The following is a 24,739-nucleotide window of genomic DNA, read 5'->3' as shown; positions in this document are numbered from 1 at the left end:
GACTCAGGATTCATCCAGCAATGAATAAAGCCGGAGCTGTATCCTCGCGGACGGGTCATGGACTGGACGCGCTCACGGGCGCTGGACAACAGGTGAGGATGTCATGCCGGCGAACAACGCCAAGGCGCGCAAGCGCACCGCCAAGGGCACCACAGCGGGAGCGGCGCGGCCCGCCGGTTCCCCGGCGGCCGGCAACACCCGTGCGGCGCAGGCCAAACCGGATGCAAGAGCCGGCAAGGCCGCGCGGCAGGTCCACAAGACCGGCATGAGCACCAACCTGAAGGTCACCCTCGGAGTGCTGGCCGCCGCCCTGGCCGTGCTCATCGGAATCGTCGTCGTCAACCGGGACAGCACGCCCACCACGGTGGCGTCTGAGGCGCTCGTGCGCCCCGACAGCCACCGCCTGTCCACCGCCACGGACGGCAAGACCACCGTGGTGGAGTTCCTCGACTTCGAGTGCGAGTCGTGCCTGGCCGCCTACCCCGGTGTGGAGAAGCTGCGCGCCGAGTACGGCGATCGGATCACCTACGTGGTGCGCTACTTCCCGATCGCCAGCCACCCCAACGCCTTCAACGCCGCGCACGCCGCCGAGGCCGCCGCCCGACAGGGCAAGTTCGAGCAGATGTACAAGAAGCTGTTCGACACCCAGAACGCCTGGGGGCACAACCAGCAGTCGCAGGCCGCCGTCTTCGAGGGCTACGCGCAGGAGTTGGGCCTCGACATGGCCACGTTCAAGGCCGACGCGGCCAGTGCCGAGGTCGACGCCCGGGTCAAGGCCGACGCCGCCGACGGCGAGGACCTCGGCGTGCAGGGCACCCCGACGTTCTTCATCAACGGCGAGCAGTACACCGACTCGCCCACCTACGCCGGCCTGAAAGCCGCGATCGACACATCGCTCGCCTCGTGAACCCGGCCCAGGCCCACGACGCCAACCAGGAGACCGAACCGGTCCCCCACCCGGACGCCGACGCTGCCGCACCTCGGGTCCTCAGCAACCGACTAATGGGCTGGATCCTGACCGTCGGCGGCCTGGTCGGCGCCCTCGCGGCGTTCGTGCTCACCGTCGAGAAGATCGCCCTGCTGAAGAACCCCGCCTACGTGCCCAGCTGTTCCATCAACCCGATCCTGTCCTGCGGATCCATAATGACCACCGGCCAGGCCGAGGTGTTCGGGTTTCCCAACCCGCTCATCGGCCTGGCCACCTTCCCCGTCGTCGCCGCCACCGGCATCGCCGTGCTCGCCCGGCTCCAGCTGCCCCGCTGGTGGTGGCTCGGCCTGCAGGTCGGCACCCTGTTCGGCGTCGCGTTCGTGCACTGGCTGTTCTTCCAGAGCCTGTACCGCATCGGCGCGCTCTGCCCGTACTGCATGATCGTGTGGGTCGTCATGATCGTGCTGTTCAGCTACACCACCCTCTACAACCTGCAGGACGGCCGGCTGCCCGCCCCCCGCCGCATCACAGACACCGCCCTACGCGTACACAGCGCCATCCCGACCCTCTGGCTGCTGGCCTTCACCGCACTGATCGGCGTGCAGTTCTGGACCTACTGGCGCACCCTCATCTGACCGTCGCTGACCAACGCGGTCCCGCACCGCCGTAGGCATCCCCCGGACATGAGACGGCGGGCCCGGAGGGGGCTTCCCTCCGGGCCCGCCGTCGTCAGGTCACTTCGTGAACGCGTCCCGCACGTCCCGGCCGGCGTCCTTGACATGTTCGCCCGCCTGCCGGGCCCGCGCGTCGCTCTGTTCGGTGGCGCCCTCGGCCCGCATCCGCTCGTTGTCGGTGGCCGCGCCGATCCGCTCCTTGGCGGCGCCGGTCAGCTCCTGGGCCTTGTTCTTCGCCTTGTCGGTGAAGCTCATCTCGGACTCCCTCTGCTCCGGCGGTTCCGGGGCCGTGCGGCCTCCTGTCTTCAGGCATGCCCGGTCGGTGCGGGCCGGAAACCTCGCCCGGTGGGCGAGCGCACACCCCGCTGGGCATCCTAGGAGGCTAGGTGAAGTGGGGTGGCGGCGGATGGGCCTGGTTGACTGGGCGGATGGGAGAGATCATGCTCATCCGCCACGGCGAGACCGAGTGGAGCGCCAACGGCCGGCACACCTCGTACACCGACCTGGACCTCACGGCCGACGGCGAGCGGCAGGCCCGCGCGCTCCGAGCGCTCCTCGCCGGCCGGCGGTTCACCCGGGTGCTGTCCAGCCCGCGCACCCGGGCGCTGCGGACCGCGCAGCTGGCCGGGCTGACCGTCGACGACACCGACCCCGACATGGCCGAGTGGCACTACGGCGAGTACGAGGGGCGGACCACCGCCGACATCCAGAGCGACCGCCCGGCCTGGAACATCTGGACCGACGGCTTCCCCGGCGGAGAGTCCCCCGCCGAGGTCGGCCGGCGGCTCGACCGGGTCCTCGATCGGGCCGCTCCCCTGCTCGAGCACGGCGACGTCGCCGTGGTCGGCCACGGACACAGCCTGCGGGTGCTCGGCGCCCGGTGGATCGGGCTGCCGCCGGCGGGCGGCGGGCTGCTACGGCTGGACACCGCCACGGTCAGCGTGCTCGGCCACGAGCACGGGCGGCGGGTCATCCAGCGGTGGAACCAGTCGACTCCCCCGCCGCCCGTGCTCGACGCGACGGCGGGTCGCCACTGATCTTCGGCGGCCGGTTCTCGTACGGGGTGGACAGGACGACCGTGGTGCGGGTGGTGACGTTCGCGGCCGTGCGGATCTCCTGGAGCACCCGCTCCAGGTCCGCCGGGCTGGCCACCCGTACCAGCAGCAGGTAGAAGTCCTCCCCCGCCACCGAGTAGCAGGAGTCGATCTCCGGCAGGTGGGCCAGCCGCTCCGGGGCGTCGTCCGGCTGCGACGGGTCGAACGGTCGGATCGCCACGAAGGCCGTCAGCGGCAGGTCCAGCGCCTCGAAGGACACCCGGGCGGCGTACCCCTTGATCACCCCGCGCTGCTCCAGCCGGCGGACCCGCTGGTGCACCGCGGACACCGACAGGCCGACCTTCTCCGCCAGAACCGTGTACGACAGCCGCCCGTCGGCGGTCAGCGCCGCGACGATGGCCCGGTCGATCTCCTCCACGGCGTGCAACCTACCCGTAATCGCGCTCACCCGCGACGAGGGGCCGCCCGGTCGCGCACCGCATCCGCCGCGTAGTGCAGCACCTCGGCCATGTCCTCCTCGTCCAGGAACGGCAGGTCGGTGAGAATGTCCGTGGCACTCATCCCGTCGGCCATCATGGCCAGGACCGTGGCGACCGGCACCCGGGACTGGCGCACGCAGGGCGCGCCGCCCATGACGTCGGGGTCGACGGTGATCCGCTCGAAGACCATCGGGCCAGGCTAGCCCCTGGCCAGGTCGCGGGAGATGACCAGCCGCTGGATCTGGTTGGTGCCCTCCACGATCTGGAGCACCTTGGCCTCCCGCAGGTACCGCTCGACCGGGTGGTCGACCACGTAACCGGCGCCGCCGAGCACCTGCACCGCGTCGGTGGTCACCCGCATCGCCATGTCGCTGGCGAACAGCTTTGCCTTCGCCGCCTCGATCGAGTACGGCCGGCCGGCGTCGCGCAGCCGGGCTGCGTGCAGCGTGAGGGCGCGGGCGGCGGAGATCTGGGTGGCCGCGTCGGCCAGCATGAACCCGAGGCCCTGGAAGTCGACGATCGCCCGGCCGAACTGCTGCCGCTCGCGGGCGTAGCCGACCGCGTAGTCCAGGGCCGCCTGGGCCAGGCCCACGGCGCACGCGGCGATGCCGAGACGGCCGGAGTCCAGGGCGGACATGGCGATGGTGAAGCCGGCCCCCTCCCCGCCGATCAGCCGGCCGGCGGGGACGCGGGCATCGTCGAAGGCGATCTGGGCCACCGGGGACGAGTGCAGGCCCATGGTCCGCTCGGGGGCCTGGGGGATGATGCCGGGGGTGTCGCGGTCGGCGAGCAGGCAGGAGATGCCCTTCGGGCCGGGCCCGCCGGTGCGGCAGAAGATGTTGTAGAAGTCCGCGACCCGGGCGTGGGTGATCCACGCCTTGGTGCCGGTCACCACGTACGCGTCGCCGTCGCGGGTGGCGCGGGTGGTCAGCGCCGCCGCGTCCGAGCCGCCCTGGGGCTCCGACAGGCAGTACGCGCCGAGCAGCTCGCCGCCGAGCATGTCGGGCAGCAGCTCGCGCTGGGCGTCGGTGCCGAACTGGGCGACCGGGTAGCAGGACAGGGTGTGCACGCTGACCGCCTCGGCAGCGGCGAGCCACCGGCTGGCGAGGATCTCCAGCACCTGGAGGTAGACCTCGTACGGCTGCGCGGCGCCGCCGTGCTCCTCGGGGTACGGCAGGCCGAGCAGGCCCGCGCGGCCGAGGGTCCGCAGCACCTCGCGGGGGAACTCGGCGCGCTGCTCGAATCCGGCGGCCCGGGGCGCGAGTTCCCGGTCGGCGAGCTCGGTGGCCAGGTTGAGCAGGTCGTGGGCCTCGTCGGTGGGCAGGATCCGGTCGACAGTCATAGCGCGATGAGCTCCGTGGGGGTGGTGTTGAGCCGGGCCACGCCGTCCGTCGTGCAGACGACGATGTCCTCGATGCGGGCGCCGTGCCGGCCCGCGAGGTAGATGCCCGGCTCGACGGAGAACGCCATGCCGGGTTCCAGCGGCCGCGGGTTGCCGGCGACCACGTACGGGTCCTCGTGGCCGTCCAGGCCGATGCCGTGGCCGGTGCGGTGCAGGAACGCCGGGCCGTACCCGGCCGCGGTGATCAGGTCGCGGGCGGCGGCGTCGACGGCCTCGGCAGTGACGCCGGGGCGGACGGCGACGACGGCCGCGGCCTGGGCGGCGTGCAGCACCGCGTAGTAGTCGGTGAACTCGGCCGGGGGCGGGCCGCCGGCGACGTACGTGCGGGTGCAGTCGGAGCGGTAGCCCGACGGCATGGTGCCGCCGATGTCGACCACCACGGGCTCCCCGGCGCCGATCGGCCGGTCGGAGGTGCCGTGGTGCGGGCTGGCGCCGTTGGGGCCGGCGGCGACGATGACGAAGTCGACGGTGACGTGGCCGGCGGCGCGGATCGCGGCGGCGATGTCGCCGGCCACCTCGGCCTCGGTGCGGCCGGGGCGCAGCCACCGGCCCATCCGCAGGTGCACGGCGTCGATGGCGGCGCCGGCCTCGGCCAGGGCGGCGACCTCGGCCGGCGACTTACGAATACGCAGCTCGCGCAGCACCTCACCGGCGAGGCGCTGGGTGGTGCCGGGCAGCAGGGCGCGCAGGGCGAGGACCTGCTCGGCCCACATCCGGTCGGCCAGGCCGACAGCCGCGACCGGCCCGTCGAGGGCGGCGGCCACCAGGGGGTACGGGTCGACGCCGTCGGGATGGTCGACGAGGCGCACGCCGGTGGTCGGGGCGGGGGACGCCTCGGCGGCGGGACGTTCCAGGGTGGGCACGATCAGCGTCGGCTCGCCCCGGGCGGGCAGCACCAGGCAGGTGAGCCGCTCCCCGGCGTGGGCGTCGTAGCCGGTGAGGTAGCGCAGGTCCGAGCCGGGGGTGAGCAGCAGCGCATCGAGGCCGGCGGCGGCGGTGGCGCGCTGCGCGGCGGCCAGCCGGTCGGCGGGGTAAAGCTCGTCGGTTCCCACCCGCTCAGCTTAACGGTCGTTTGGTAACCGCCGGACACCCGGTTCGGTCGGCGGCCGGGCCGGTACGGCCGCACCCGCACCGGCGCGGCGGCGGGCCACAGAGCCCAGGCGCCCGCTTGCCGCAGGAGGTGAATCGTGGGGAGGCAAATGCTTGTGAAGATACCCCCGATGGGGGTATACCTACCACATAACCCCTTGATAACCCCAGATGGAGCAGCGATGCCGAAGATCAATGTCTACCTGCCCGACGACCTGGCCGGCGCGGTGCGCGACAGCGGCGTCCCGGTGTCCGCGATCTGTCAGCGCGCCCTGGAACAGGCGGTCCGCCAGGTCACCGCCATCCGGCAGGTCGCGCTCGCGGGCCTGGAGGCCGACGACCTGGCCGAGCGACTGCCGAGGTTCACCGCCCGCGCCCGCACCGTCGTCAAGTTGGCCATCGCCCGGGCCCGGGTGGCCGACGCGGCGTCGGTGGGCACCGGCGATCTGCTGGCCGGCATGCTCGCCGAGGGCGAAAACCTGGCGCTGCACGTGCTCCAGGCGATGGAGATCGATCCCGCCCTGGTCCAGCGCGACCTGGACCGGCGCCCGGCCAACGCGGCCGAGGCGACCGACGCCCCGTCCTCGATCCACTTCAGTCGCACCGCCGCCTCGGCGCTGGAGATCACGGCGACCGAGGCGATCGCGATGGGGCACAACTACGTCGGCTGCGAGCACCTGCTGGTGGGCCTGGCCGCCGAGCCCGACGGCACTGCCGGGCAGGTGCTGCGGACGCTGGGTGCCGAGCCCCGGCTGGTACGCCGGGCCGTGACGGCGGCCCTCGCCGGCTACATGTACCTGCGCGCCCAGGCCCCCGCCGGCGGCGGCGGGACCGACCCGACGCAGGCGCTGGTCGCCGCGGTGCACCAGCAGCTCCAGCCGCTCGTCGCCCGCGTCGAGACGCTGGAGCGCCGCCTCGACGCACCCCGATGACGCCCGACGCCGCCACGAGACGGAGCAGACCTGTGGCACCACGCGTGTTGCTGCTGGCCACCAAGGGACACCGGGTCGCGCTGATGGTCGCCCTCGGCGCGGGCGACGTCGAGGGCGTCCGCGACTGGTTAGACCGGTGGTGACCGGTGGGCTCCGGGCGAAGCCGCCCGGAGCGGGTCGCCGCCTGGCTAGCCTAGAGCTGCGCCGACACCGCAGCGGCGGGCGACGACGGGCGGAAGGTGGGCGGCGCGGATGGCGGACGACGAGCGGGAACGGGGCGCGCGGCGGCGCCGTCGGCTGCTCTGGGCCGGCATTCTCGCGGTGGCCGGGCTGGCGCTGCTGGCCGTCGGCCTGACAGTCGCCAACGGCGCGGTCGCCTGGCTGGAGGCGGTCGTCGCGATCGTCCTGCTGGTGGCGAGCTACGCGGTGCAGCGCCTGGCCCGCCGGGAGACCCTGTACCGGCACGACGAGCCGCGCTGACCGTCGCGCCATACCCGGATCGTCGGACGGTTGTGCCAGGCTGTCCGGCGTGGCACACCGACCCCCGATCATGCTGATCGACGCCCCCAGCCTCTACTTCCGGGCCTACTTCGGCATCCCCGAGTCCGCGGCGAAGGCCCAGGACGGCACCCCGGTCAACGCCGTACGCGGCTTCCTCGACATGCTCGCCACGCTGGTCCGCACCCGGCGTCCCGACCGGATGGTCTGCGCGATGGACCACGACTGGCGGCCGGACTGGCGGGTGGCGCTGCTGCCGTCGTACAAGGCGCACCGGCTGGCGCCGGAGGGCGGCGAGGTGGTGCCGGACACCCTCACCCCGCAGGTGCCGGTGATCCTCGACGTGCTGGCGGCGATCGGCATCACCACCGTCGGCGCCGCCGGCTACGAGGCCGACGACGTGCTGGGCACGTTGTCGGTGACCCAGCCGGCCCCGGTGGAGGTGGTCTCCGGCGACCGGGACCTGTTCCAGCTCATCGACGACGAGCGCGGGGTGCGGCTGCTCTACGTCGGGCGGGGCGTGGCGAAGCTGGAGGACTGCGACGACGCGGCGGTGCGGTCCCGCTACGGGGTGCCCGCCGACCGGTACGCCGACTTCGCGGCCCTGCGCGGCGACCCGAGCGACGGACTGCCCGGGGTGCCGGGCGTCGGGGAGAAGACCGCCGCCCGGCTGATCGACAGGTACGGCGACCTCGACGGCATCGTCGCCGCCCTCGACGACCCCGACTCCGGATTCGCCTCCGGCCTGCGGGCGAAGCTCGACGCCTCCCGGGACTACCTGGCCGTCGCGCCGAAGGTGGTGCGGGTGGCGCTGGACGTGCCGCTGCCGGAGCTGCCGACCGCGCTGCCGCCGTCGCCGGTGGCCCCGGACCGGCTGCTGGAGCTGGCCGAGCGGTGGAACCTCGCCGGGTCCTGCCGCCGACTCGTCGACGCCCTGGCCGCCCAGGGCTGACCCCACCGACGGCCGGCCTGGCCGCGGGCCCCGCCGGCCGCACCGGTGACGATCAGGCGGTGGCGTGGTAGGCCAGGACACCCCGGTTCACCGCGGCGATGGCCTGTCGGGCGGTGGCCCGCAGCTCGGTGGACGCCCCGCCGGAGTCGGCGAGCTGGCCGAGCAGGTCGACCACCTGCCGGGCCCAGCGGACGAAGTCCCCGGCCGGCATCTCGCCGTCGATCTCGTGGCCGCTGGCCAGCACCTTCGCCAGCGCCTCGCCCCGCGCCCAGCGGTAGACCGGCCAGGCGAAGCCGAGGTCCGGCTCGCGGGTGACCGTGAGGCCCCGGGCGGCCTCGTCGGCCTCGATCTCCCCCCACAGCTTCAGCGTCTCCTCGACGGCCTCGGCGACCGGCCCACGGGGCAGCGACGCCCGCTCGTCGACGTCCCGGCGGGCCTCGAAGACCACCACCGAGACCGCGGCGGCCAGCTCCGACGGCGACAGGCCGTCCCAGACGCCCCGGCGCAGACACTCGGCGACCAGCAGGTCGGCCTCGGTCCAGATCCGGCCGAGCATCCGACCGGCGTCGGTGACCGCGCCGTCGGCGGACAGATAGCCGCGCGCGGTGAGCAGTGCGACGATCCGGTCGAACGTGCGGGCCAGCGAGCCGGTGCGACCGGCGACCCGCTGGCGCAGCTCCTCGGTGTCGCGCTCCAGCCGGCGGCGGCGCTCGGCCCAGCGGGCGTGCTCCTCCCGGTCCGGGCAGTCGTGGCAGGGGTGCCGGCGCAGCTCGGAGCGGAGCTGGCTGATCGCCTGGTCCTCGCCGGCGCCCTGCCGGGACCGGCCGCCACGGCGACCGCCGTGCCGGTCCAGCCCGGTGCCGCTGACCTCGGCGGCGAGGTCCCGGCGGGCCCCCGGGGAACGGTGGTTGAAGTGCTTGGGCACCCGGATGCGGGCAAGCACCTCGGCCGGGGTGGTGAAGTCGCCGGGGCCGACCCGGCCGGCCCAGCGGTCCTGGGTGAGCACCAGCGGGCGGGGCTCGCCGAACCCGCCGGTGGCCGGGTCGAGCACCACCGCGAGGCCCGCGCGCCGGCCGGACGGCACCCGGATCACGTCGCCGACGCGCAGCCGTTCCAGCGACTCCACCGCCGCGGCCTTACGCTGGTGCTGGCCCTGCCGGGCGACGGCGCGTTCCCGGTCGGCGATGGCCACCCGCAGGGCGAAGTACTCGTCGAAGTCGCCGTGGTGGCAGCCGGCCTCCACGCCGTACGCGTCGATGGTCTCGGTGTTGCGCTGCACCTGGCGGGCCAGGCCGACCACCGACCGGTCCGCCTGGAACTGGGCGAACGAGGACTCCAGCAGCACCCGGGCCGGCTCCACGCCGACGGAGCCGACGAGGTTGACGGACATGTTGTAGGACGGGCGGAAGCTGGAGCGCAGCGGGTAGGTGCGGGTGGAGGCCAGGCCGGCGACGTGCCGGGGGTCGGTCTCCGGGGACCAGACGACGACCGCGTGCCCCTCCACGTCGATGCCCCGGCGGCCGGCCCGGCCGGTGAGCTGGGTGTACTCCCCCGGGGTGAGGTCGACGTGCGCCTCGCCGTTGTACTTGACCAGGCGCTCCAGCACGACGCAGCGGGCCGGCATGTTGATGCCCAGGGCGAGCGTCTCGGTGGCGAAGACCGCCTTGACCAGGCCCCGGACGAACAGCTCCTCGACGATCTCCTTGAACACCGGAAGCATGCCGGCGTGGTGGGAGGCCAGCCCACGCTCCAGACCGTCGAGCCACTCCCAGTAGCCCAGGACCGTCAGGTCCTCGCCGGGAATGGCGGTGACCCGGCTCTCGACGACCCGGCGGATCTCGGTGCGTTCCTCCGGTGAGGTCAGCCGCAGGCCGGCGGCGAGGCACTGCTGCACGGCGGCGGCGCAGCCGGCTCGGCTGAAGAGGAACAGGATCGCCGGGAGCAGCCCCTCGCGGTCGAGCCGGTCGACGATGTCGGGGCGCAGCGGGCCGCGCCAGCGGGGGCCGCGCCGCCCGGCGCCGGGGCCGGCGCTGCGCCCCTCGCCGAGCTCCAGCCGGCGCATCGTATCGCGGGTGTAGCGCAGCAGCTCCGGGTGCACATCGTGCTTGCGGGCGGCGTCGGCGTCGTGGAACAGGTCGAACATCCGCTTGCCGACCAGCATGTGCTGCCACAGCGGCACCGGCCGGTGCTCGCTGACCACCACCGTCGTCTCGCCGCGCACGGTGACCAGCCAGTCGGCGAACTCCTCGGCGTTGGAGACGGTCGCGGACAGCGAGACCAGGGTGACCGAGGCGGGCAGGTGGATGATCACCTCCTCCCACACGCCGCCGCGGAACCGGTCGGCGAGGTAGTGCACCTCGTCCATGACCACGTAGGCCAGGCCGTCGAGGGTGGCCGAGCCGGCGTAGAGCATGTTGCGCAGCACCTCGGTGGTCATCACCACCACCGGGGCGTCCCCGTTGATGGCGTTGTCACCGGTGAGCAGGCCGACCTGCTCGACCCCGTAGCGGTCCACCAGGTCGTGGTACTTCTGGTTGGACAGCGCCTTGATCGGGGTGGTGTAGAAGCACTTGCGCCGGGTGGGTGCCGCGTCGGCGCCCGCCGGCTGGGCGGGGCCGCCGCGCAGGGCCAGGTGTACGGCGAACTCGCCGACCACCGTCTTGCCCGCGCCGGTGGGGGCGCAGACCAACACCCCGCTGCCCCGTTCCAAAGCCTGACACGCCTCCCGTTGGAAGTCGTCGAGATCGAACCCCAGGTCAGGGGCGAACTCGTCCAGCGCCGGAAACTGTGAGGCCTGCGCGGCCCGGCGGCGGGCCGCGGCGTACCGCTCGGCGGGACTCGACATGTCGTCAAGATTAATGCGTGCCTCACGGGACCACCGGTCAAGGCCGTCCGACACCGGCCCCCGGGGCGGTCGGTAGGGTGCACGGCGTGCCGGACCATGCCGAACCGCCCCACCCGACCCCGCCGCGCGGCATCGACGCCGCCGCCAGCGCCCAGGCGTCCCGCCGGCCCGTGGAGGCGGTGCTGTTCGACTTCCACGGCACCCTCGCCCAGGTGGAGGAGCCGCACGACTGGGTGCAGGCCGCCGCGGCGGCCTGCGGGGCGACCCTGGAGCGGGCCCGGGCCACCGGACTGGCCGACCGGCTGCTCACGGCCGGCCGGGCGGGCGGGCCGCTGCCTGCCCGGGTGCCCCCGGCGCTGGCCGAGCTGTGGGCCGACCGGGACCTCTACCCGCACGCCCACCGGGGCGCGTACACGGGACTGGCGGCGACTGTGGACGCCGGGATCGACGGGCTGGCCGACGCGCTCTACGACCGGGTGCTGGTGCCCGAGGGCTGGGTGCCGTACCCGGACACCGCGCCGACCCTGGCGGCGCTGCGGGAGGCCGGGGTGAAGGTGGCGGTGGTCAGCAACATCGGCTTCGACATCCGGCCGTTCTTCGTCGCCTGGGGGCTCGACGGGCTGATCGACGCGTACGCCCTGTCGTACGAGGTGGGGCGCTGCAAGCCGGACCCGGGGATCTTCTGGCGGGCCTGCGGGATGCTCGGGGTGGACCCGGAACGGGCGCTCATGGTGGGCGACACGGCGGCCGACGCCGGGGCGGTGCGGGCCGGCTGCGCGGCACTGGTGCTGCCCGAGGCCGAGCCGGGCCGACCCAACGGGCTGGGTTCGGTGCTCGGCCTGGCCCTGCCGACCTGACCCCGCCCGGGGGCCGGTGACGGCGCGGGGTGTCCGGTCGGCGAGGCCACCGGCTCACCCCTGGTCACCGCAGCAGCCGGACCGCGCCCGGCACAGCGGTGACGGTCACCGGCAGGTCGAGGGCCCGCTCCCCGTCGGCGTACGTGGTGATGCCCTCGGCAACCAGTTCCACCGTCCGGGCCCGGTGGCTGCTCACCAGCGGATGCTGGACGTGGGTGCCCCGGTAGATGCGCGGCTTCACCCGGATCAGGGTGCGCCGGTCGAACCGGCCGCCGACCACCACGTCGAGCAGCCCGTCGGTCGGGTCCGCGTCCGGGCAGATCCGCATCCCGCCGCCGTAGCTGGCGCAGTTGCCGACCGCGACCAGCACCGCGTCGACCTGCAACGGCTCGCCGTCGAGGCGCAGCGTGTACCGGCGGGGGCGTAGCCGGGCCAGCTCGACCAGGATCGCCAGGTCGTACCGGCGGGGGCCGCGCGGGTGGCGCATCCGGTTGGCCCGCTCGTTGACGATCGCGTCGAACCCGGCGGCGAGCACCGCCCCGTACCAGCGGGGCGGGCTGTCCGGCCGGGTCATCCGGGCCAGGTCGACCGGGCTGGTCCGGCCGGCCCGCAGGGCGTTGGCGATCGCATCCGCGGCGGCGAGCGGGTCGGTGGGGAAGCCGGTGTCGGCGGCGAAGTCGTTGCCGGTGCCGGCCGGCACCACCCCGAACGGCACGGTCGTCGCGGCGACCGCCTGCAGTCCCCGGTGCACGGTCCCGTCCCCGCCCACCGTCACCAGCGCGGCGATCCCGTCGGCCAGCGCCGCGTGGCACGCCCGTTCCGCCTGGTCGGCCGTGTACGCCTCCAGCAGGCGCACCGGCCGGCCCGCCCGGCCCAACCGCTCCAGCAGGCCGGGCAGCAGTCCCCGGTGCCGCCCGCGGCCGGCCGTCGGGTTGGCGAGCACGGCGACGGGGCCCCCGGGGTGCGGGCCGGGGGCGGTGCGGTCGACAGCGGTCACGGCGAGCACCGTACCGCCGGGCGGGCACCGCGATCATCTTCCTGCCTGCCCGGAATTCGCCCCGACCCTGCGGCGCCGGGGCGAATTCCGGGCCTGGTCCCACGGCCGGGCCCGCCAGGGATTGACTGCGGTGGATTACTGTGCTAAATGGCACGGGAATTGCCATGAAAACAGCGGAGACGGACCCATTGGTGACGCTGCGGGATGGTCTGCCACCAGGGCGTGACACATTGCCTTTCGTCGTTCAATAATGGCTGCCGTCGATCCGTCGCGGGTCGGGTACGGGGCCACCGACACCGATCGAAGGGAAACTATTCCGTGAAGCGGGACCACTCGCCCGTACTGCCGGGCGACGGCGCCACCGACTACGCGCGCTACATGCGCACGGACGCGCTGCTGGAGCTCCAGCGCCGCCCGGAGCAGATGATCCACCGCGACGAGCTGCTCTTCCAGGTGGTGCACCAGTCCACCGAGCTGTGGCTGAAGCTGGCGGGAGCCGAGCTGGCCGAGGCGGGCGCCCGGGTGGCCGCCGACGAGCCGGCGGCGGCGGAACCGCTGCTGGACAGGGCGACGCTCGGGGTGCGGCTGGTCACCGACCAGCTGGAGATGTTCCGGCACCTGCCCCCGGCGGCCTTCCAGGCGATGCAGCCGGCGCTCGGCACCGGATCCGGTGCCGAGTCGCCCGGCTGGCGCGGGGTGCAGGCCGGGAGCCGGAAGCTCGACCGGGCCTTCACCGACCACCTCGCCCGGCGCGGGACCGACCTGTCGACGCTGCTCCGGGCGGACCCGACGGACCCGGCGCACCGGCTGGCCGAGGCCATGGTCGAGTGGGACGAGCGGGTCGCGTTCTGGCGGGTGCGGCACTACCAGGCCGCGATCCGGGTCGGCGGCCACGGCGTCGCCGGCACCGAGGGCAGCCCGGCCAACATGCTCGCCAGGCTGATCGACCACCGGTTCTTCCCGGAACTGTGGCAGGCACGCGTCGCCCCCGCCACACCGGCCGAGGGCATTCTCCACCCGGAGCGGCCCTGAAGAATCCCGCCGGACCGAAATTCGCCGAAACGTCACCGTCCGTGTTTTACATAATTGTAATGTCGAGGTGCGGTTCGTGCGCGAGCTGACGAGCTGGCTGTCCGGTGGGGCCGATCCCGACAGTTTTCCATACCGCCCGGTGACGGCTGAGTTCCACCGGACCGGCAAACATTTCGTCGGAAAGGGGCTGCTCGCTCTCCTCGACGAGACGAGGGCGCACGTCGCCGCCCGGGCGACCGGCGCAGGGCCGGTGGACGCCGGCCCCGTCCGGCTGCTGCGCGACTTCCTCGACGTCGCGCTCGACAAGTGGGACGGCCGGTACGACTACCGCAGCTACCTCGCGTTGCGCCTGCTCGGGCTGCCCTGCGGCGACGGCGACGGCGACGGCGACGGCGGTGGCGGTGGCGGGGCGATGGCGGAGCGGGCCGCCGCCCGCCAGGGCCGCGACCGGCTCCTCGTGCACCTGGTCGCCGACGCGCTGGCGTTCGAGCTGGCCGCCGCCGCCGGCACCACCGAGCTGCTGCCCGAGCAGCGGCCCGGGCCGGCGCTGGTGGCCAAGCGCCACCGGCTGGGCGTCCGGGCCGTCTCCCCCGCGCTGTCCCGCCTGGGCCTGACCGTCGACGATTCCCAGCCGGCGGCGGCGGCCGCTGCACTGCACGCCCTCGCCGCCGCCGACCGCAGCGCCGCCGAGGAGCGGGCGCTGCGGCTGAGCATGCTGCCGGTGTACCTGTCGCACGACGAGTACCTGTTCATCCGGGTGCTCCAGGCCTACGAGTGCGTCTTCGCCGGGCTCGCCGACGAGCTGCGCGCGACGATCGACGCGATCGACGCGGGCCGGGCCGTCGCGGCGGCGGAACGGGTGGGGTACGCCCGGGACCAGCTCGCCTCGGCCGCGCCCCTGTTCTCGCTGCTGGCGAGCATGCAGCCGGAGTCGTTCCGGACGTTCCGGGCGTACACCGAGGGGGCCAGCGCGATCCAGTCCCGCTCCTACAAGCTGATGGAGTCGCTGTGCCGTACCCCCGAGGGGTCCCGGCTGGACTCGGCCGCCTACCGGTCGGTGCCCGAGCTGCGCGACCGGGTGCGCGCCGGAGGGCCGTCGGTCGACGCGGCGCTGCGGGCGGCCGTCCGCGACGGCCGGCTGGCCGGGGCGGACCGAGCCCTGGTGGAGCTACGGATGCGCGAGTTCGCCGCGACGGTGCTGCACTGGCGCCGTACCCACCACCGGCTGGCGGTCCGGATGCTCGGCGAGCGGCCCGGCACCGGCTACACCGAGGGGACCCCCTACCTGGCCGAGGTCCGGGCGATCCCGGTCTTCACCGCCGTCGCCGCCGACCCCGACCCGGCGGCCCCGTCCGAACCGAGTGGAGGCTGTCCCGAGTGAGCGCACCCGAACTGGAATCCGCGATCGGCGGGCCGCGGCGTCTCGACGCCGCCGCGCACGCCGCGCTGCGCGCCGAGTTCCCCCTGCTGGAGACCTGCCTCTACCTGAACAACAACTCGACCGGCGCGGTGCCACGGGCGGCGCAGGGCGTGCTCACCGGCTACTGGGACACGTTGCGCACCTGGCGGGACGACGTGTGGCAGGGCTGGCACGAGGGCCTCGACCGGTACGCCGACGGGCTGGCCACGTTCATCGGCGCCCCGCCGGGCAGCGTGGTCACCGACGCGAACCTGAGCATCCTGCTCGGCCGGGTCGCGTCCTGCTTCGACTACCGCCCGCCGCGCGACCGGGTCGTCATCACCGACCTGGAGTTCCCGGCCGTGCCGTTCGTGTGGAACGCGTTCCGCCGCTACGGCGCCCGGCTCGACGTGGTCGGCACCGGCGGCCCCGACTTCGACGAGGACGCGCTCGTCCGGCGTATCGACGAGCGAACGCTGCTGGTGTGCGTGCCGCACGCCAGTTTCTCCTCCGGGGCCACCGTCGACCTGCGCCGCCTGGTCGCGCGCGCCCACGAGGTGGGCGCCCTGGTGGTGGTGGACGCCTTCCAGAGCGTCGGGATCATGCCGCTGGACGTGACGGCCCTCGGCGTCGACGTCGCCCTCGGGGGGGCGCACAAGTGGATGTGCGGGGTCGGCACGGCCTTCCTGTACGTCCGCCCGGACCTGACGCCGGCCCTGGAACCGGCGGCGACCGGTTGGCAGGCCGGTGACCGGGCGCTGACCTTCCGGCCGTCGACCGGCTGGGCGGCCGGGGCCCAGCGGTTCGCCGGGGGGACCCCGTTCCCCCTCACCTCGCTGGTCTCCCAGGTCGGCCTGGACCTGCTGGCCGGCGTGGGCATCGCCGCGATCCGGGAGCATTCCCTGGCGTGCACGTCCCGGATCCTGTCCCGGGCCGAGGCCGCCGGCATCACGGTGGTCAGCCCGACCGAGCCGCACCGGCGCGGCGGCGTCGTGTGCCTGGACGTCCCAGACGGTGAGGCGGTCAAGCGGCGGCTGGCCGCGCGGGACGTGATCTGCAGCTGGCGGGGCTACCTGCGGGTCGGACCGCACGTCTACAACACCCTCGACGAGGTCGACGCGTTCATGGACGCACTGGAAGAGGAGCTGGGCCGATGACCGTCACGCTGTCGCCGCGGGCGCTGATGAGCCTGCTCGCCAACGGCACCAAGGCCATGGACGTGCTGGAGACAGCGCTCACCATGGGCCTGCTCGACGTGCTGGAGCCGGGTCCGGCCGTCCTCGGTGAGCTCGCCGAGAAGTTCGGGGTGCGGCCGCTGCGGCTGTACAAGTTCCTGGACTGCCTGGAGAGCCTCGGGTTCGTCGAGCGGGACGAGCCCGGCGACGACATCACCACGGCCCGTTACCGGGCCGTGCCCGGGCTGCGCGACGCCGTGGCGGCGGTCGCCGGGCCGGACGCGATCGAACGGGACCGGGACCGGTACCCGTGGCGGCGGCTGCACGGCCGGCTCGCGGAGAGCCTGCGCGGAGACGCCGGCATGACCGACGACGACTTCGCGTGGCCGCCGCGCGACGACGAGCAGACCGCCGCCTTCGAGCGCAGCATGGCCGTCGGCCTCGGCCCGGTGATCGAGACCGTCCACCGGCACGCCGACCGGTTGTGGCCGGACCGGCGCCGCCTGCTCGACGTCGGCGGCGGCGACGGCACGCTCGCCGCACGGGTGCTCGACGACGCCCCGGGGCTGCGGGCCGACGTGTACAACCTGCCGGCGGTGGCACCGCTGGTGGAGCTGACGCGGGCCCGCTGCGGGCACCCGGACCGGCTGGGGTTCGTCGGCGGCGACTTCCTCGCCGAGCCGCTGCCGGGCGGGTACGACGCGCTGGCGTTCGTACGGGTGCTGCACGACTGGCCGAATGACGTTGCCCGCACGCTGGTCGAGAAGGCGTACGCCGCGCTCGCGCCGGGCGGGCTCCTGCTGATCTGCGAGGAGTTCCGCACCCCGGACCGGCTGGCGATGCAGTTCTTCTGGAGCTACTTCCTCATCGGCGTCGACAGCTGCGTCAGCCGGCTGCGGGAGGTGAAGTTCTACACCGGCCTGCTCGAGGAGGTCGGCTTCACCCGGGTGCGGGTGCTGCCCGGCGGCTGGGAGCTGGTCACCGCGTACAAGCCGCCGGATGCGCCGTGAGCCGGGCGGGCGCGGGCGGCGTTGCGGCTGCCGACCGAGGGCGGGGGCGCGCTCGTCGTCGAGCAGCGGCTCCCGGATGACGACCGCCCCGGCGGGAGACAGCGCGGCGTGACACGTCGTTCGTCGGCGGGAACCACACGCCGCCGGCGAGCGACTATCGGTACATGCGGTGTGAGCAGTGGCGGGAGATGCTGTCGGCCCAGTTGGACGGGGAGGAGACCCCGGCCGAGCGGGCCTCGGCCGAGGGGCACCTGGACACGTGCGGTGACTGTTCGGCCTGGTTCGACGCGGCGGCGGCGGTGACCCGGCGGGCGCGTACCCGGCTGGTGTCGCCGGGGCCCGACCTGGCCGACGCGGTCCTCGCCGCCGTCCCGGCCGGAGCTTCCCCCCGGCGGTGGACGCCCGCCCGGCGGGGCCGGCTGGTGGCCGGGTTGCGGGCCGCCCTGGGCCTGGTCGGCGCCGTGCAACTGGTGCTCGGGCTGGCGCAGGTCGGTCGGGGCGCGGTCGTCGCGCACGCACACGCCGCCGGCCAGCACCTGTGGCACGAGTCGGCGGCGTGGAACGTCGCCGTCGGCGCCGGGTTCCTGTTCGTCGCGGCGCGGCGGTTCGCGCCCGCCGGGGTGCTGCCGATGCTCAGCGCCTTCGTCGCGACGCTGGTGCTGCTGTCGGTGAACGACCTGATGACCGGCCAGGTGGCCGCGTCCCGGCTGGTCAGCCACGGTTTCCTGGTGGTCGGCTGGATGCTCACCGTACTGCTGTCGCGGCCCCGGCTGCGCCCGGGTGATCCGTCGCCGGGGCAGGGACGGTCGCGGGCATCCCGCTGGCGGGTCGAGCCGGACCAGTCCGAGCAGCCGGCCCCGCTGCACCTGGTGCCACCGCAGCCGTACGCCGCGCAGGCCAGCGACCGCCGGGCCGCCTGAAGGCCGGCCCTCGGCGGGCGAGGCCGTCGGCGGCACCCGGGGGCTCAGCGGGCCGGGCAGGCGTCGGGGGGCTCCCGCCCGGGAACTCAGCCGGCGCTGGTCGGGCGGGCCGGGTGGGCGTCGGCGTGCCAGGCGGCCACGAGGTCCTCGCGCGCCCGCGCCACCCGGGAGCGGATCGTGCCGACCGGGCAGCCGCACACCTGGGCGGCCTCTGCGTAGGACAGGCCGGCCACCTGCGTGGCCACGAACGCCACCCGTCGCTCCGGGGCCAGAGCGGCGATCAGCCGATGCAGGGCGACACCGTCGTCTACCGCGGGCTCGACCGCGCCCACGCCCTCCGCCGCCGTGCGCCAGTCCGGCAGGGCCGCGGTACGCGGGCGGGTCACCGCCGCCCGGACGTGGTCGACGGCGACCCGGCGGGCGATGGTGAACAGCCAGGTACGGGCCGAGGAGCGGCCGGCGAAGCCGGGCAGGCTGCGCAGCGCCCGCAGGAACGTCTCCTGGGTCAGGTCGTCGGCCTCCCCCGGCCCGGCGAGGTGGGCCAGGAACCGCCACACCGGGCGTTGCAGGGCCCGGACGAACGCCGCGGCGGCCTGCTGGTCGCCCTGCCCGGCGAGGCGTGCCCAGCGGGTCACCTGCTCGTCGTCGGCCTCCGCGGTCACCACCGCCGGCCGCCCGACCCGACGCGGGTGGCCGCGCCCACCCGATGGCGCACTTCGGCGGTGCTCACGCGGACCGGGACGGCGCGCGGCGCAGTTGCGTTCACGTGGTCTGTCTCCCGGCCCGGCTCCGGCGGCTGACGCCTCCCACCAGCGGTGGAAGGGCGATCCCCGCGCGCCGCCCCGGTGCGACGCACCACTGTTTGTCGGTCGCGGCGACGGAAAAGTTCCCGGTGCCACGCCGCGCCGGGTACGACGGCGGTCGGTGCGACGGGGACGGGCGGGCCGCTCCCGCAGGGGAGCGGCCCGCCCGCGTCCGGCCGGTGTCGCTCAGTCGTCGCTGTCGTCGTCGTCATCATCGTCGTCGTCGCTGTCGTCGTCGTCATCGGCGTCGACCGGCTCCTGCTCGGCCTTGACCACCGCGCCGTCGTTGCGGTCGACGTCGACCTCGTGCTCGGTCTGCCCGTCGACGATCTCGACGCTCCACACCTGACGGCCGTCCTCGTCCTCGGCCTCGACCTCGACGATCCGGCCGCCCCCGGCGCGCGCCAGAGCGATCTCGCCGGCCCGCCGCTCGTCGACGCTCCCGCCAGCGGGCGAGCCGGTGGGGGGCGGCGTCGCCGTGCCGGCGGGCGAGCCGGTGGCGGGCGCACCGGTCGCCGGCGCCGAGGTGGGGACGGCGTCCGGGCTGCCGGTCGCCGCCGGGGCCACGGTGGCGGCGACCAGGGCGGTCGGTGCGGCGCGGTCGTCGGCGGCGGTGACGCCGAGGGCGACCCCGGCCACCGCCAGCATCGCCGCGCCGCCGACGGACGCCATGATCAGGGAGTTGCGCTTCATCTCAGTGCACCTTTCCTCGGTTACTACGTCGAGGATCGGCCGTGGCGGGATAGCGGCGCGCTGCACGAACGCTAAGGCCCGGTTAAGGCCGCCGGCGGGGCCAACCACAGGCGCACCTCGGCCCCGCCGCCCGGGGCGGTGCGCAGCTCCAGCCTGCCGCCGCCGGCCTCCGCCACCCGGCGGGCGATGTCCAGGCCCAACCCGGTGGATCCGGCCGGGCTGGCTCCCCGGCGTACGGTGGCGGCCGGCATGCCGGGGCCCTCGTCGGTCACGACGAGGACCACCCCGTCGGAGTCGCGGGCGAGACGGACGGTGAACGCGGTGCCGTCCGGGGTGTGCGCGAACACGTTGCCGAGCAGCGCGTCGAGGGCCGCGGCCAACTCGTCGGCGGGCACGGCGACCGGCAGCGGCCCGGGATCCAGGTCGCAGCGGATCGCCCGCCCGGTGTCCTCGGCCAGCACCGACCAGAACGCCACCCGGTCGGCGACCACCGCCGCCGCGTCGCCGCCGGTGGCGGCCGGTGACCGGTCGCGGCGGGCCTGGCGGATCAGGCCGGTCACGGCCCGCTCCAGCCCGTCCACCGCGGCGGCGATCCGCGCCGCCTCCTGCGGCTCGCGCAGCGACTCGGCCTCCAGCCGCAGCGCCGTCAGCGGGGTACGCAGCCGGTGGGAGAGGTCGGCCACCTGCTCGCGCTCCTGGGCGAGCAGGACCTGGATCCGGCCCGCCAGGTGGTTGAGCGCGCCGGCCACCTCGCGCAGCTCGGCCGGGCCTGCGGGCGTCACCCGGGCGTCCAGCTCGGCGTTGGCCAGCCGGTGTGACACCGCGGACAGCTCGGCGATCGGCCGGACCAGGGTGCGGGCCAGCCGGTCGGCCACCAGCAGCCCGAGCAGCACCAGCAGCACCCCGAGCAGGGCCAGCACCAGCCAGGCCCGGGTCACCCCGGCGGTCAGTTCGGCGCGCGGCACCACCGTCCGGATCACGCCCGTGCCATCCGGCCGGCCCTGCACGGCGATGACCACCTCGCGTCCCTCGCCCGACTCCGCGGTGAGGCTCCGCCCCCGTTCGGCCAGGGCCACCGCCGGGGTACGTGGGACGGGCGTGCCCAGCACCGTGTCGCCGGGCAGGAACACGCTGACCGGCCGGCCCGACTCCGCGGCGAGCTGCTCGGCGGTCAGCCGGATGGTCGCGGCGTCGGCCGTACCCACCACCGGCACCAGGCTCTGCGCGTCCGCCGTCGCCCGGACCGTGGCCCGGTCCTCGGCCACGGTCCGCACCAGCAGCGCCAACGGGACCAGGAAGGCCACCAGGGTGAGCACGCTGACCGCGGCGGACAGCAGCGCCAGCCGCGCCCTCACCCGGCGCCGCCCGGGGACTCCAGCCGGACCCCCACCCCCCGCACCGTGTGCAGGTAGCGGGGCTGCTGGGCGCTCTCGCCCAGCTTGCGGCGCAGCCACGACAGGTGCACGTCGACGGTCTTGTCCGCGCCCCCGTACGGGATCTGCCAGACCTCGGTGAGCAACTCCCGCTTGGTGACCACCTCGCCGGGCCGGGCGGCGAGGTGGTGCAGCAGGTCGAACTCGCGCGGGGTCAGCTCGACCGGCGTGCCGTCGAGGGTCACCTGCCGTGAGCGCGGGTCGACCCGCAGCCCGCCCACCGCCAGCGTCGGGTCCTGCGCCGCCTGGGCCGCGCCGCGCCGGAGCACCGCGCGGACCCGCGCGTCCAGTTGGGCGGCGGTGAACGGCTTCACCACGTAGTCGTCGGCGCCGGCGTCGAGGACCCGGACTATCTCGGTCTCGTCGTCGCGGGCGGTCGCCACGATGATCGGCACCACGCTGACCGCGCGCAACATCCGCAGCAGGTCCCGCCCGTCGAGGTCGGGCAGGCCCAGGTCCAGTACGACGAGGTCCGGCCGGTCGTCGAGGGCGTCGCGCAGACCCTCCATCGCGGTGGACGCGGCGGCCACGGCGTGACCCCGGTCCCGCAGCGCCCGCGCCAGCGGCGTCCGGATGGTCAGGTCGTCCTCGATGAGCAGCAGGCGGGGCACAGGATGCAGGCTAGCCGCCGGGACCGCCGCCGGCCGGTTCCTTAACCCTCTCTTAGCGTCGACCGGCGCTCCCGCCAACCTTCGATCGGGGATAGTCGGGGGATGCGTCGTCGCCGTGCCCTCGCCTTCGCCGGGTGGCTGGCCACCGCCGTGCTCGCCACCCTGGTCGGGGTGGCCGCGATCCGGCTGGTCGGGGAGAGCATCACCGGCACCCCGGGCGGGGTGCACAGCCAGCGGGACGTCGAACGGGCGCTGGCCTCGCCGCAGGCGAGCACGGCAGCCCCGGGCGGCAGCTCGTCCACCGGGCCGGGCGCGCCGTCGGCGACCGCGTCGCCGGGGGTCGGCGCGCGCCGGGCCTTCGCGACCGCCGGCGGCAGCGCCGTGGCCGAGTGCACCCCGGGCGGGGTGCGGCTGGTGTCCTGGGCGCCCGCGCAGGGCTACCGGGTCGGCGACGCCGACCAGGGCCCGGACGACGACGTCGAGGTCACCTTCGTCGGGTCGGGCGGCGAGCACGAGCTGAAGCTGCGGTGCGTGGCCGGCGAGCCGGTGGCCGTCGCCGACGACTGAACCGGCGACGGCCACCCCTGAACTCGGTCAGCCGTGGTGCTTCTGCTGGCAGGGCACGCAGAAGCGGGCGTGCGGGACGACCTCCAGCCGCTCCGGCGGGATCTGCGCCCCGCACTTCTCGCACGCACCGTAGCGGCCGTCATCGATGCGGTGCAGGGCGTCGACGATCCGTTCCAGGCTCATCCGGGTCGCCGCGATCAGCGCGGCGCGGGTGTGCGCCTCACCCGGGTCGCCGGTGTCGGCGGTCAGCTCGGTCAGCCGGACCGTCTGCGCCGCGTGATCGTCGGTCAGTGTCGCGCGCAGGTCGGCGAGCCACTGCCGGCCGCTGGCGTGCTGGATGTCGGTACTCATGTCGCGTCCTTCCGGGAAAAAGGTAAAAGAAAAGGGCCGAAGCCGGAAGCTTCGCCCTGGTGGCCGTACCCGTCGGAGATATCCCGGCGGGGGGCCACGCCCGCTGGGGATCGGGCTCGGCAGCCCGTGGATGGGGGCGGCGCCGAGCGAGGGCGCGCCCGCCGGGCGGGTGGCCACCCACGCGCGCCGGCGGCCGGCGGCAGCCGGCGACGCCGTCACGACGGTGACGGTGACGCGGGCGAGCGGGGCGGCCGATGGCATGGGGCCACCATAGGCCGCCCCGCCGCAGAACCCAACCAGGTTGCTCGCCGGCCGTCCCGGCCCAGGCACGGCACGCCCCGCCCTGCTGGCGGCGACGCCGGTCAGGTTCAGATCGGGTCGACCCGGCCCAGCCGCCAGTAGCCCATGAACGCCACCGCCCGCCGGTCGATTCCCCGCTCGGCGACCAGGTGCCGGCGCAGCGTACGGATCACCCCGGCCTCGCCCGCCAGCCAGGCGTACAGCGGCCCCTGTACCGGCGCCGCCGGGGGCGGCACCTCCCAGAGGATGTCCCGGTCGACGTCCACGTCGGCGATCGACATCCGCCCGGACGGCGGGCCCGCCACGGCCGGTGCCCGGCGGGACAGCATGCTCGCCGCCGCCGCGGCGACGGCGGGGACCAGGCGGCTGCCGTGCCGCCCCCCGTCACGGGGCAGCCAGGCCACGTCGACGCCGGGCGGGGTCGGGACGGACAGCGCATCGGCCCGCTCCGGCACCTCCAGCAGCACCCGGCCCCGGGCGTCGGGTGGGAGCCGTTCCAGGATGGCGCAGATCGCGGGCACGGCCGTCTCGTCGCCGGCCAGCAGCAGGTGGCCGGTCGCCGGAGGCCGGAACTCGATCCCGCCGTGCTCGCCGGGGTAGCCGGCGTCGGGGCCGAGCAGGGCGGCCTCGTCCCCGGGCCGGACCCGGTGGGCCCACCGGCTGGCCGGACCGCCGTCACCGTGCAGGACGAGGTCGATGTCGACCTCGGCCAACTGCGGCCGGGCCGCCCGGACGGTGTAGGTGCGCACCGGGCAGCGCCGGTCCTCGGGCAGGGCCCGCCACCTCGCGTGCCAGTCGGCGCCGACGGGGAGCTGGACCCCGTGCTCACCGGGCAGCGGCAGCGCCAGTTTGATTCGCTGGTCGTAGCCGTTGTCCGCGAACCGGTCCAGGTCGGGGCCGGTGAAGGTGACGCGGAGGAACGAGGGGCTGAGCCGGCGTACGGCGCGGACCTCGACGGCGAACAGGCGCCACGGCGCGATGGGCAGGGTCTCGGTCATGACACCCTGCGCCGACTGCGGCTGGACGTGATCAATCGACACGAGGTTAGGCTAACCTAACGGCACGGTCGAGTCTCCGGGCGGTGCGGCCTTCCCCCCTTCAGGCGACGGCCGCCGCCCTGACCGGGCCGGACGGCATCCGCCTGCGGGTCACCCGAGCGCGGCGGCCCGGTCCAGGAAGAGCAACTGGGCCCGCTTCTCCGGCAGGTCGATCTGCGGCCCCGGCACGAAGCCCGCGCGGGTCAGCCGGGCGATCGCCTTGTCGTTGCACGCGTCGGGCTCCGCCACGATGCGCAGGCGGCCCGGGTCGGCCAGCACGAAGGCGAGGAAGGCGTCGAGCAGTACGGCGGTGAAGCCCCGCTCGGTGCCGCCGTCCGGCGGCCCGATCATCAGGTGGATGCCGAAGTCGCCGGGCCGGACGTCGTAGCACTCCCCCACCGGGTCGGCCGTCGGCTCGTACGTCTGGAACAGCGCCACCGGCCGGCCGTCCCGGTGGATCAGGTAGGCGTGGTGGGTGTCGAGCGAGTCCAGGTACTCGTAGATCTCCAGCACCCGCTCGCGGCCGGCGTCGCGCATGCCCCAGAACCGCGAGCGCTCCCGGGTGACCCAGTCGTGGATCACGTCGACGTCCTCGGCCGGCCGCACAGGCCGGATGGTCACCTCGCCGAAGCCGACGATGTGACGCGAGCGGGAGGTCGGGGCAGTCGTCATGTCTCTCCTCGATGGGGCCGGCGTGGAC

General features: G+C 74.8%; 27 protein-coding genes. 13 read left to right on the top strand and 14 right to left on the bottom strand.

The window, feature by feature from the left end; translation table 11 throughout:
- Positions 1-265 precede the first annotated feature (265 nt).
- Together ACQPZO_RS14430 and ACQPZO_RS14425 are read left to right on the top strand one after the other, a co-directional pair.
- Complete coding sequence (locus tag ACQPZO_RS14430; RefSeq protein WP_433350984.1) at positions 266-907, top strand: DsbA family protein; 642 nt, start codon at positions 266-268, stop codon at positions 905-907.
- Between the two features lie 95 nt (positions 908-1,002).
- Entirely contained in the window at positions 1,003-1,563 is a 561-nt protein-coding gene (locus ACQPZO_RS14425; RefSeq protein ID WP_433350983.1) for a vitamin K epoxide reductase family protein, read from the top strand.
- 99 nt (positions 1,564-1,662) lie between these two features.
- On the opposite strand, the gene ACQPZO_RS14420 is transcribed toward ACQPZO_RS14425, so the two are convergent.
- Entirely contained in the window at positions 1,663-1,857 is a 195-nt protein-coding gene (locus ACQPZO_RS14420) for a CsbD family protein (protein ID WP_396674318.1), read from the bottom strand.
- A gap of 173 nt (positions 1,858-2,030) precedes the next feature.
- Between ACQPZO_RS14420 and ACQPZO_RS14415 the strand changes: the two genes are divergently transcribed.
- Positions 2,031-2,639 (top strand): histidine phosphatase family protein, encoded by a 609-nt coding sequence (locus ACQPZO_RS14415; RefSeq protein ID WP_433350545.1) that lies wholly within the window; start codon positions 2,031-2,033, stop codon positions 2,637-2,639.
- On the opposite strand, the gene ACQPZO_RS14410 is transcribed toward ACQPZO_RS14415, so the two are convergent.
- The 4 genes from ACQPZO_RS14410 to ACQPZO_RS14395 are packed head-to-tail and all read right to left on the bottom strand — an operon-like array spanning position 2,572 to position 5,590.
- Positions 2,572-3,075 carry an Lrp/AsnC family transcriptional regulator gene (locus ACQPZO_RS14410; protein ID WP_433350544.1) on the bottom strand — a complete coding sequence of 168 codons (504 nt, stop codon included), beginning with the start codon at positions 3,073-3,075 and terminating at the stop codon, positions 2,572-2,574. The genes ACQPZO_RS14415 and ACQPZO_RS14410 overlap by 68 nt on opposite strands.
- Positions 3,076-3,101: 26 nt before the next feature.
- The gene (locus ACQPZO_RS14405) at positions 3,102-3,326 is read right to left on the bottom strand and encodes a DUF433 domain-containing protein (RefSeq protein WP_433350542.1); all 225 of its coding nucleotides are present in this window, start codon (positions 3,324-3,326) and stop codon (positions 3,102-3,104) included.
- Positions 3,327-3,335: 9 nt separating this feature from the next.
- On the bottom strand, positions 3,336-4,478 hold the full coding sequence (locus ACQPZO_RS14400) for an acyl-CoA dehydrogenase family protein (RefSeq protein WP_433350540.1): 1,143 nt from the start codon (positions 4,476-4,478) through the stop codon (positions 3,336-3,338).
- Positions 4,475-5,590 carry a M24 family metallopeptidase gene (locus tag ACQPZO_RS14395; protein ID WP_433350538.1) on the bottom strand — a complete coding sequence of 372 codons (1,116 nt, stop codon included), beginning with the start codon at positions 5,588-5,590 and terminating at the stop codon, positions 4,475-4,477. Before ACQPZO_RS14395 ends, ACQPZO_RS14400 begins: the two co-directional genes overlap by 4 nt.
- 219 nt (positions 5,591-5,809) lie before the next feature.
- On the opposite strand from ACQPZO_RS14395, the gene ACQPZO_RS14390 reads away from it, so the two are divergent.
- The 3 genes from ACQPZO_RS14390 (at position 5,810) to ACQPZO_RS14380 (ending at position 8,009) form a co-directional block, all read left to right on the top strand.
- Positions 5,810-6,559, top strand: coding sequence for a Clp protease N-terminal domain-containing protein (locus ACQPZO_RS14390; RefSeq protein WP_433350536.1), 750 nt, complete (start codon positions 5,810-5,812; stop codon positions 6,557-6,559).
- 252 nt (positions 6,560-6,811) lie between these two features.
- A complete protein-coding gene (locus ACQPZO_RS14385; protein ID WP_433350534.1) occupies positions 6,812-7,039 on the top strand; it encodes a hypothetical protein in 228 nt (75 codons plus the stop codon).
- Between the two features lie 70 nt (positions 7,040-7,109).
- The gene (locus ACQPZO_RS14380; RefSeq protein WP_433350981.1) at positions 7,110-8,009 is read left to right on the top strand and encodes a 5'-3' exonuclease; all 900 of its coding nucleotides are present in this window, start codon (positions 7,110-7,112) and stop codon (positions 8,007-8,009) included.
- A gap of 52 nt (positions 8,010-8,061) precedes the next feature.
- On the opposite strand, the gene ACQPZO_RS14375 is transcribed toward ACQPZO_RS14380, so the two are convergent.
- The gene (locus ACQPZO_RS14375) at positions 8,062-10,854 is read right to left on the bottom strand and encodes a DEAD/DEAH box helicase (protein WP_433350532.1); all 2,793 of its coding nucleotides are present in this window, start codon (positions 10,852-10,854) and stop codon (positions 8,062-8,064) included.
- A 131-nt stretch (positions 10,855-10,985) separates the two neighbouring features.
- On the opposite strand from ACQPZO_RS14375, the gene ACQPZO_RS14370 reads away from it, so the two are divergent.
- On the top strand, positions 10,986-11,711 hold the full coding sequence (locus tag ACQPZO_RS14370; RefSeq protein WP_433350979.1) for an HAD family hydrolase: 726 nt from the start codon (positions 10,986-10,988) through the stop codon (positions 11,709-11,711).
- A 64-nt stretch (positions 11,712-11,775) separates the two neighbouring features.
- Here ACQPZO_RS14370 and ACQPZO_RS14365 read toward each other — a convergent pair whose 3' ends face one another.
- Positions 11,776-12,708 (bottom strand): diacylglycerol kinase, encoded by a 933-nt coding sequence (locus ACQPZO_RS14365; protein ID WP_433350530.1) that lies wholly within the window; start codon positions 12,706-12,708, stop codon positions 11,776-11,778.
- A 318-nt stretch (positions 12,709-13,026) separates the two neighbouring features.
- Between ACQPZO_RS14365 and ACQPZO_RS14360 the strand changes: the two genes are divergently transcribed.
- From ACQPZO_RS14360 to ACQPZO_RS14340, 5 genes are all read left to right on the top strand, one after another.
- Positions 13,027-13,740 carry a tryptophan 2,3-dioxygenase family protein gene (locus ACQPZO_RS14360; protein WP_433350529.1) on the top strand — a complete coding sequence of 238 codons (714 nt, stop codon included), beginning with the start codon at positions 13,027-13,029 and terminating at the stop codon, positions 13,738-13,740.
- Between the two features lie 67 nt (positions 13,741-13,807).
- A complete protein-coding gene (locus ACQPZO_RS14355; RefSeq protein ID WP_433350527.1) occupies positions 13,808-15,121 on the top strand; it encodes a tryptophan 2,3-dioxygenase family protein in 1,314 nt (437 codons plus the stop codon).
- Complete coding sequence (locus ACQPZO_RS14350; RefSeq protein WP_433350525.1) at positions 15,118-16,296, top strand: aminotransferase class V-fold PLP-dependent enzyme; 1,179 nt, start codon at positions 15,118-15,120, stop codon at positions 16,294-16,296. Before ACQPZO_RS14355 ends, ACQPZO_RS14350 begins: the two co-directional genes overlap by 4 nt.
- The gene (locus ACQPZO_RS14345; RefSeq protein WP_433350524.1) at positions 16,293-17,324 is read left to right on the top strand and encodes a methyltransferase; all 1,032 of its coding nucleotides are present in this window, start codon (positions 16,293-16,295) and stop codon (positions 17,322-17,324) included. The genes ACQPZO_RS14350 and ACQPZO_RS14345 overlap by 4 nt, the downstream gene beginning before the upstream one ends.
- Before the next feature lie 164 nt (positions 17,325-17,488).
- On the top strand, positions 17,489-18,244 hold the full coding sequence (locus ACQPZO_RS14340) for a zf-HC2 domain-containing protein (RefSeq protein WP_433350523.1): 756 nt from the start codon (positions 17,489-17,491) through the stop codon (positions 18,242-18,244).
- An 86-nt stretch (positions 18,245-18,330) separates the two neighbouring features.
- Here ACQPZO_RS14340 and ACQPZO_RS14335 read toward each other — a convergent pair whose 3' ends face one another.
- The 4 genes from ACQPZO_RS14335 to ACQPZO_RS14320 form a co-directional block, all read right to left on the bottom strand.
- The gene (locus tag ACQPZO_RS14335) at positions 18,331-18,906 is read right to left on the bottom strand and encodes a sigma-70 family RNA polymerase sigma factor (RefSeq protein ID WP_433350977.1); all 576 of its coding nucleotides are present in this window, start codon (positions 18,904-18,906) and stop codon (positions 18,331-18,333) included.
- Between the two features lie 327 nt (positions 18,907-19,233).
- Positions 19,234-19,740, bottom strand: a complete 507-nt coding sequence (locus ACQPZO_RS14330; RefSeq protein ID WP_433350521.1) for a PepSY domain-containing protein — start codon at positions 19,738-19,740, stop codon at positions 19,234-19,236.
- Positions 19,741-19,811: 71 nt separating this feature from the next.
- Positions 19,812-21,095 (bottom strand): sensor histidine kinase, encoded by a 1,284-nt coding sequence (locus tag ACQPZO_RS14325; RefSeq protein WP_433350519.1) that lies wholly within the window; start codon positions 21,093-21,095, stop codon positions 19,812-19,814.
- The gene (locus tag ACQPZO_RS14320) at positions 21,092-21,784 is read right to left on the bottom strand and encodes a response regulator transcription factor (RefSeq protein WP_433350517.1); all 693 of its coding nucleotides are present in this window, start codon (positions 21,782-21,784) and stop codon (positions 21,092-21,094) included. Before ACQPZO_RS14320 ends, ACQPZO_RS14325 begins: the two co-directional genes overlap by 4 nt.
- 102 nt (positions 21,785-21,886) lie before the next feature.
- Between ACQPZO_RS14320 and ACQPZO_RS14315 the strand changes: the two genes are divergently transcribed.
- The gene (locus tag ACQPZO_RS14315) at positions 21,887-22,351 is read left to right on the top strand and encodes a septum formation initiator (protein WP_433350515.1); all 465 of its coding nucleotides are present in this window, start codon (positions 21,887-21,889) and stop codon (positions 22,349-22,351) included.
- Positions 22,352-22,378: 27 nt separating this feature from the next.
- On the opposite strand, the gene ACQPZO_RS14310 is transcribed toward ACQPZO_RS14315, so the two are convergent.
- The 3 genes from ACQPZO_RS14310 to ACQPZO_RS14300 form a co-directional block, all read right to left on the bottom strand.
- A complete protein-coding gene (locus tag ACQPZO_RS14310; protein ID WP_433350513.1) occupies positions 22,379-22,702 on the bottom strand; it encodes a TraR/DksA family transcriptional regulator in 324 nt (107 codons plus the stop codon).
- 368 nt (positions 22,703-23,070) lie between these two features.
- Positions 23,071-24,000, bottom strand: coding sequence for a siderophore-interacting protein (locus tag ACQPZO_RS14305; RefSeq protein ID WP_433350975.1), 930 nt, complete (start codon positions 23,998-24,000; stop codon positions 23,071-23,073).
- 150 nt (positions 24,001-24,150) lie between these two features.
- A complete protein-coding gene (locus tag ACQPZO_RS14300; protein WP_433350511.1) occupies positions 24,151-24,711 on the bottom strand; it encodes a GNAT family N-acetyltransferase in 561 nt (186 codons plus the stop codon).
- Between the last annotated feature and the right edge of the window lie 28 nt (positions 24,712-24,739).

Origin of the sequence: Micromonospora sp. CA-111912, from assembly GCF_050948415.1 — a bacterium.
Classification (GTDB): domain Bacteria; phylum Actinomycetota; class Actinomycetes; order Mycobacteriales; family Micromonosporaceae; genus Micromonospora.
This window is presented reverse-complemented; position numbering and strand designations above follow the sequence as displayed.

Coding starts and splice junctions, on each gene's coding strand:
- ACQPZO_RS14380 (WP_433350981.1), top strand. CDS start 7,110: ATGCTGATCGACGCCCCCAGCCTCTACTTCCGGGCCTACTTCGGCATC.
- ACQPZO_RS14375 (WP_433350532.1), bottom strand. CDS start 10,854: ATGTCGAGTCCCGCCGAGCGGTACGCCGCGGCCCGCCGCCGGGCCGCG.
- ACQPZO_RS14340 (WP_433350523.1), top strand. CDS start 17,489: ATGCGGTGTGAGCAGTGGCGGGAGATGCTGTCGGCCCAGTTGGACGGG.
- ACQPZO_RS14415 (WP_433350545.1), top strand. CDS start 2,031: ATGGGAGAGATCATGCTCATCCGCCACGGCGAGACCGAGTGGAGCGCC.
- ACQPZO_RS14430 (WP_433350984.1), top strand. CDS start 266: ATGAGCACCAACCTGAAGGTCACCCTCGGAGTGCTGGCCGCCGCCCTG.
- ACQPZO_RS14305 (WP_433350975.1), bottom strand. CDS start 24,000: ATGACCGAGACCCTGCCCATCGCGCCGTGGCGCCTGTTCGCCGTCGAG.
- ACQPZO_RS14345 (WP_433350524.1), top strand. CDS start 16,293: ATGACCGTCACGCTGTCGCCGCGGGCGCTGATGAGCCTGCTCGCCAAC.
- ACQPZO_RS14390 (WP_433350536.1), top strand. CDS start 5,810: ATGCCGAAGATCAATGTCTACCTGCCCGACGACCTGGCCGGCGCGGTG.
- ACQPZO_RS14385 (WP_433350534.1), top strand. CDS start 6,812: ATGGCGGACGACGAGCGGGAACGGGGCGCGCGGCGGCGCCGTCGGCTG.
- ACQPZO_RS14420 (WP_396674318.1), bottom strand. CDS start 1,857: ATGAGCTTCACCGACAAGGCGAAGAACAAGGCCCAGGAGCTGACCGGC.
- ACQPZO_RS14405 (WP_433350542.1), bottom strand. CDS start 3,326: ATGGTCTTCGAGCGGATCACCGTCGACCCCGACGTCATGGGCGGCGCG.
- ACQPZO_RS14310 (WP_433350513.1), bottom strand. CDS start 22,702: ATGAGTACCGACATCCAGCACGCCAGCGGCCGGCAGTGGCTCGCCGAC.
- ACQPZO_RS14400 (WP_433350540.1), bottom strand. CDS start 4,478: ATGACTGTCGACCGGATCCTGCCCACCGACGAGGCCCACGACCTGCTC.
- ACQPZO_RS14425 (WP_433350983.1), top strand. CDS start 1,003: ATGGGCTGGATCCTGACCGTCGGCGGCCTGGTCGGCGCCCTCGCGGCG.
- ACQPZO_RS14330 (WP_433350521.1), bottom strand. CDS start 19,740: ATGAAGCGCAACTCCCTGATCATGGCGTCCGTCGGCGGCGCGGCGATG.
- ACQPZO_RS14300 (WP_433350511.1), bottom strand. CDS start 24,711: ATGACGACTGCCCCGACCTCCCGCTCGCGTCACATCGTCGGCTTCGGC.
- ACQPZO_RS14315 (WP_433350515.1), top strand. CDS start 21,887: ATGCGTCGTCGCCGTGCCCTCGCCTTCGCCGGGTGGCTGGCCACCGCC.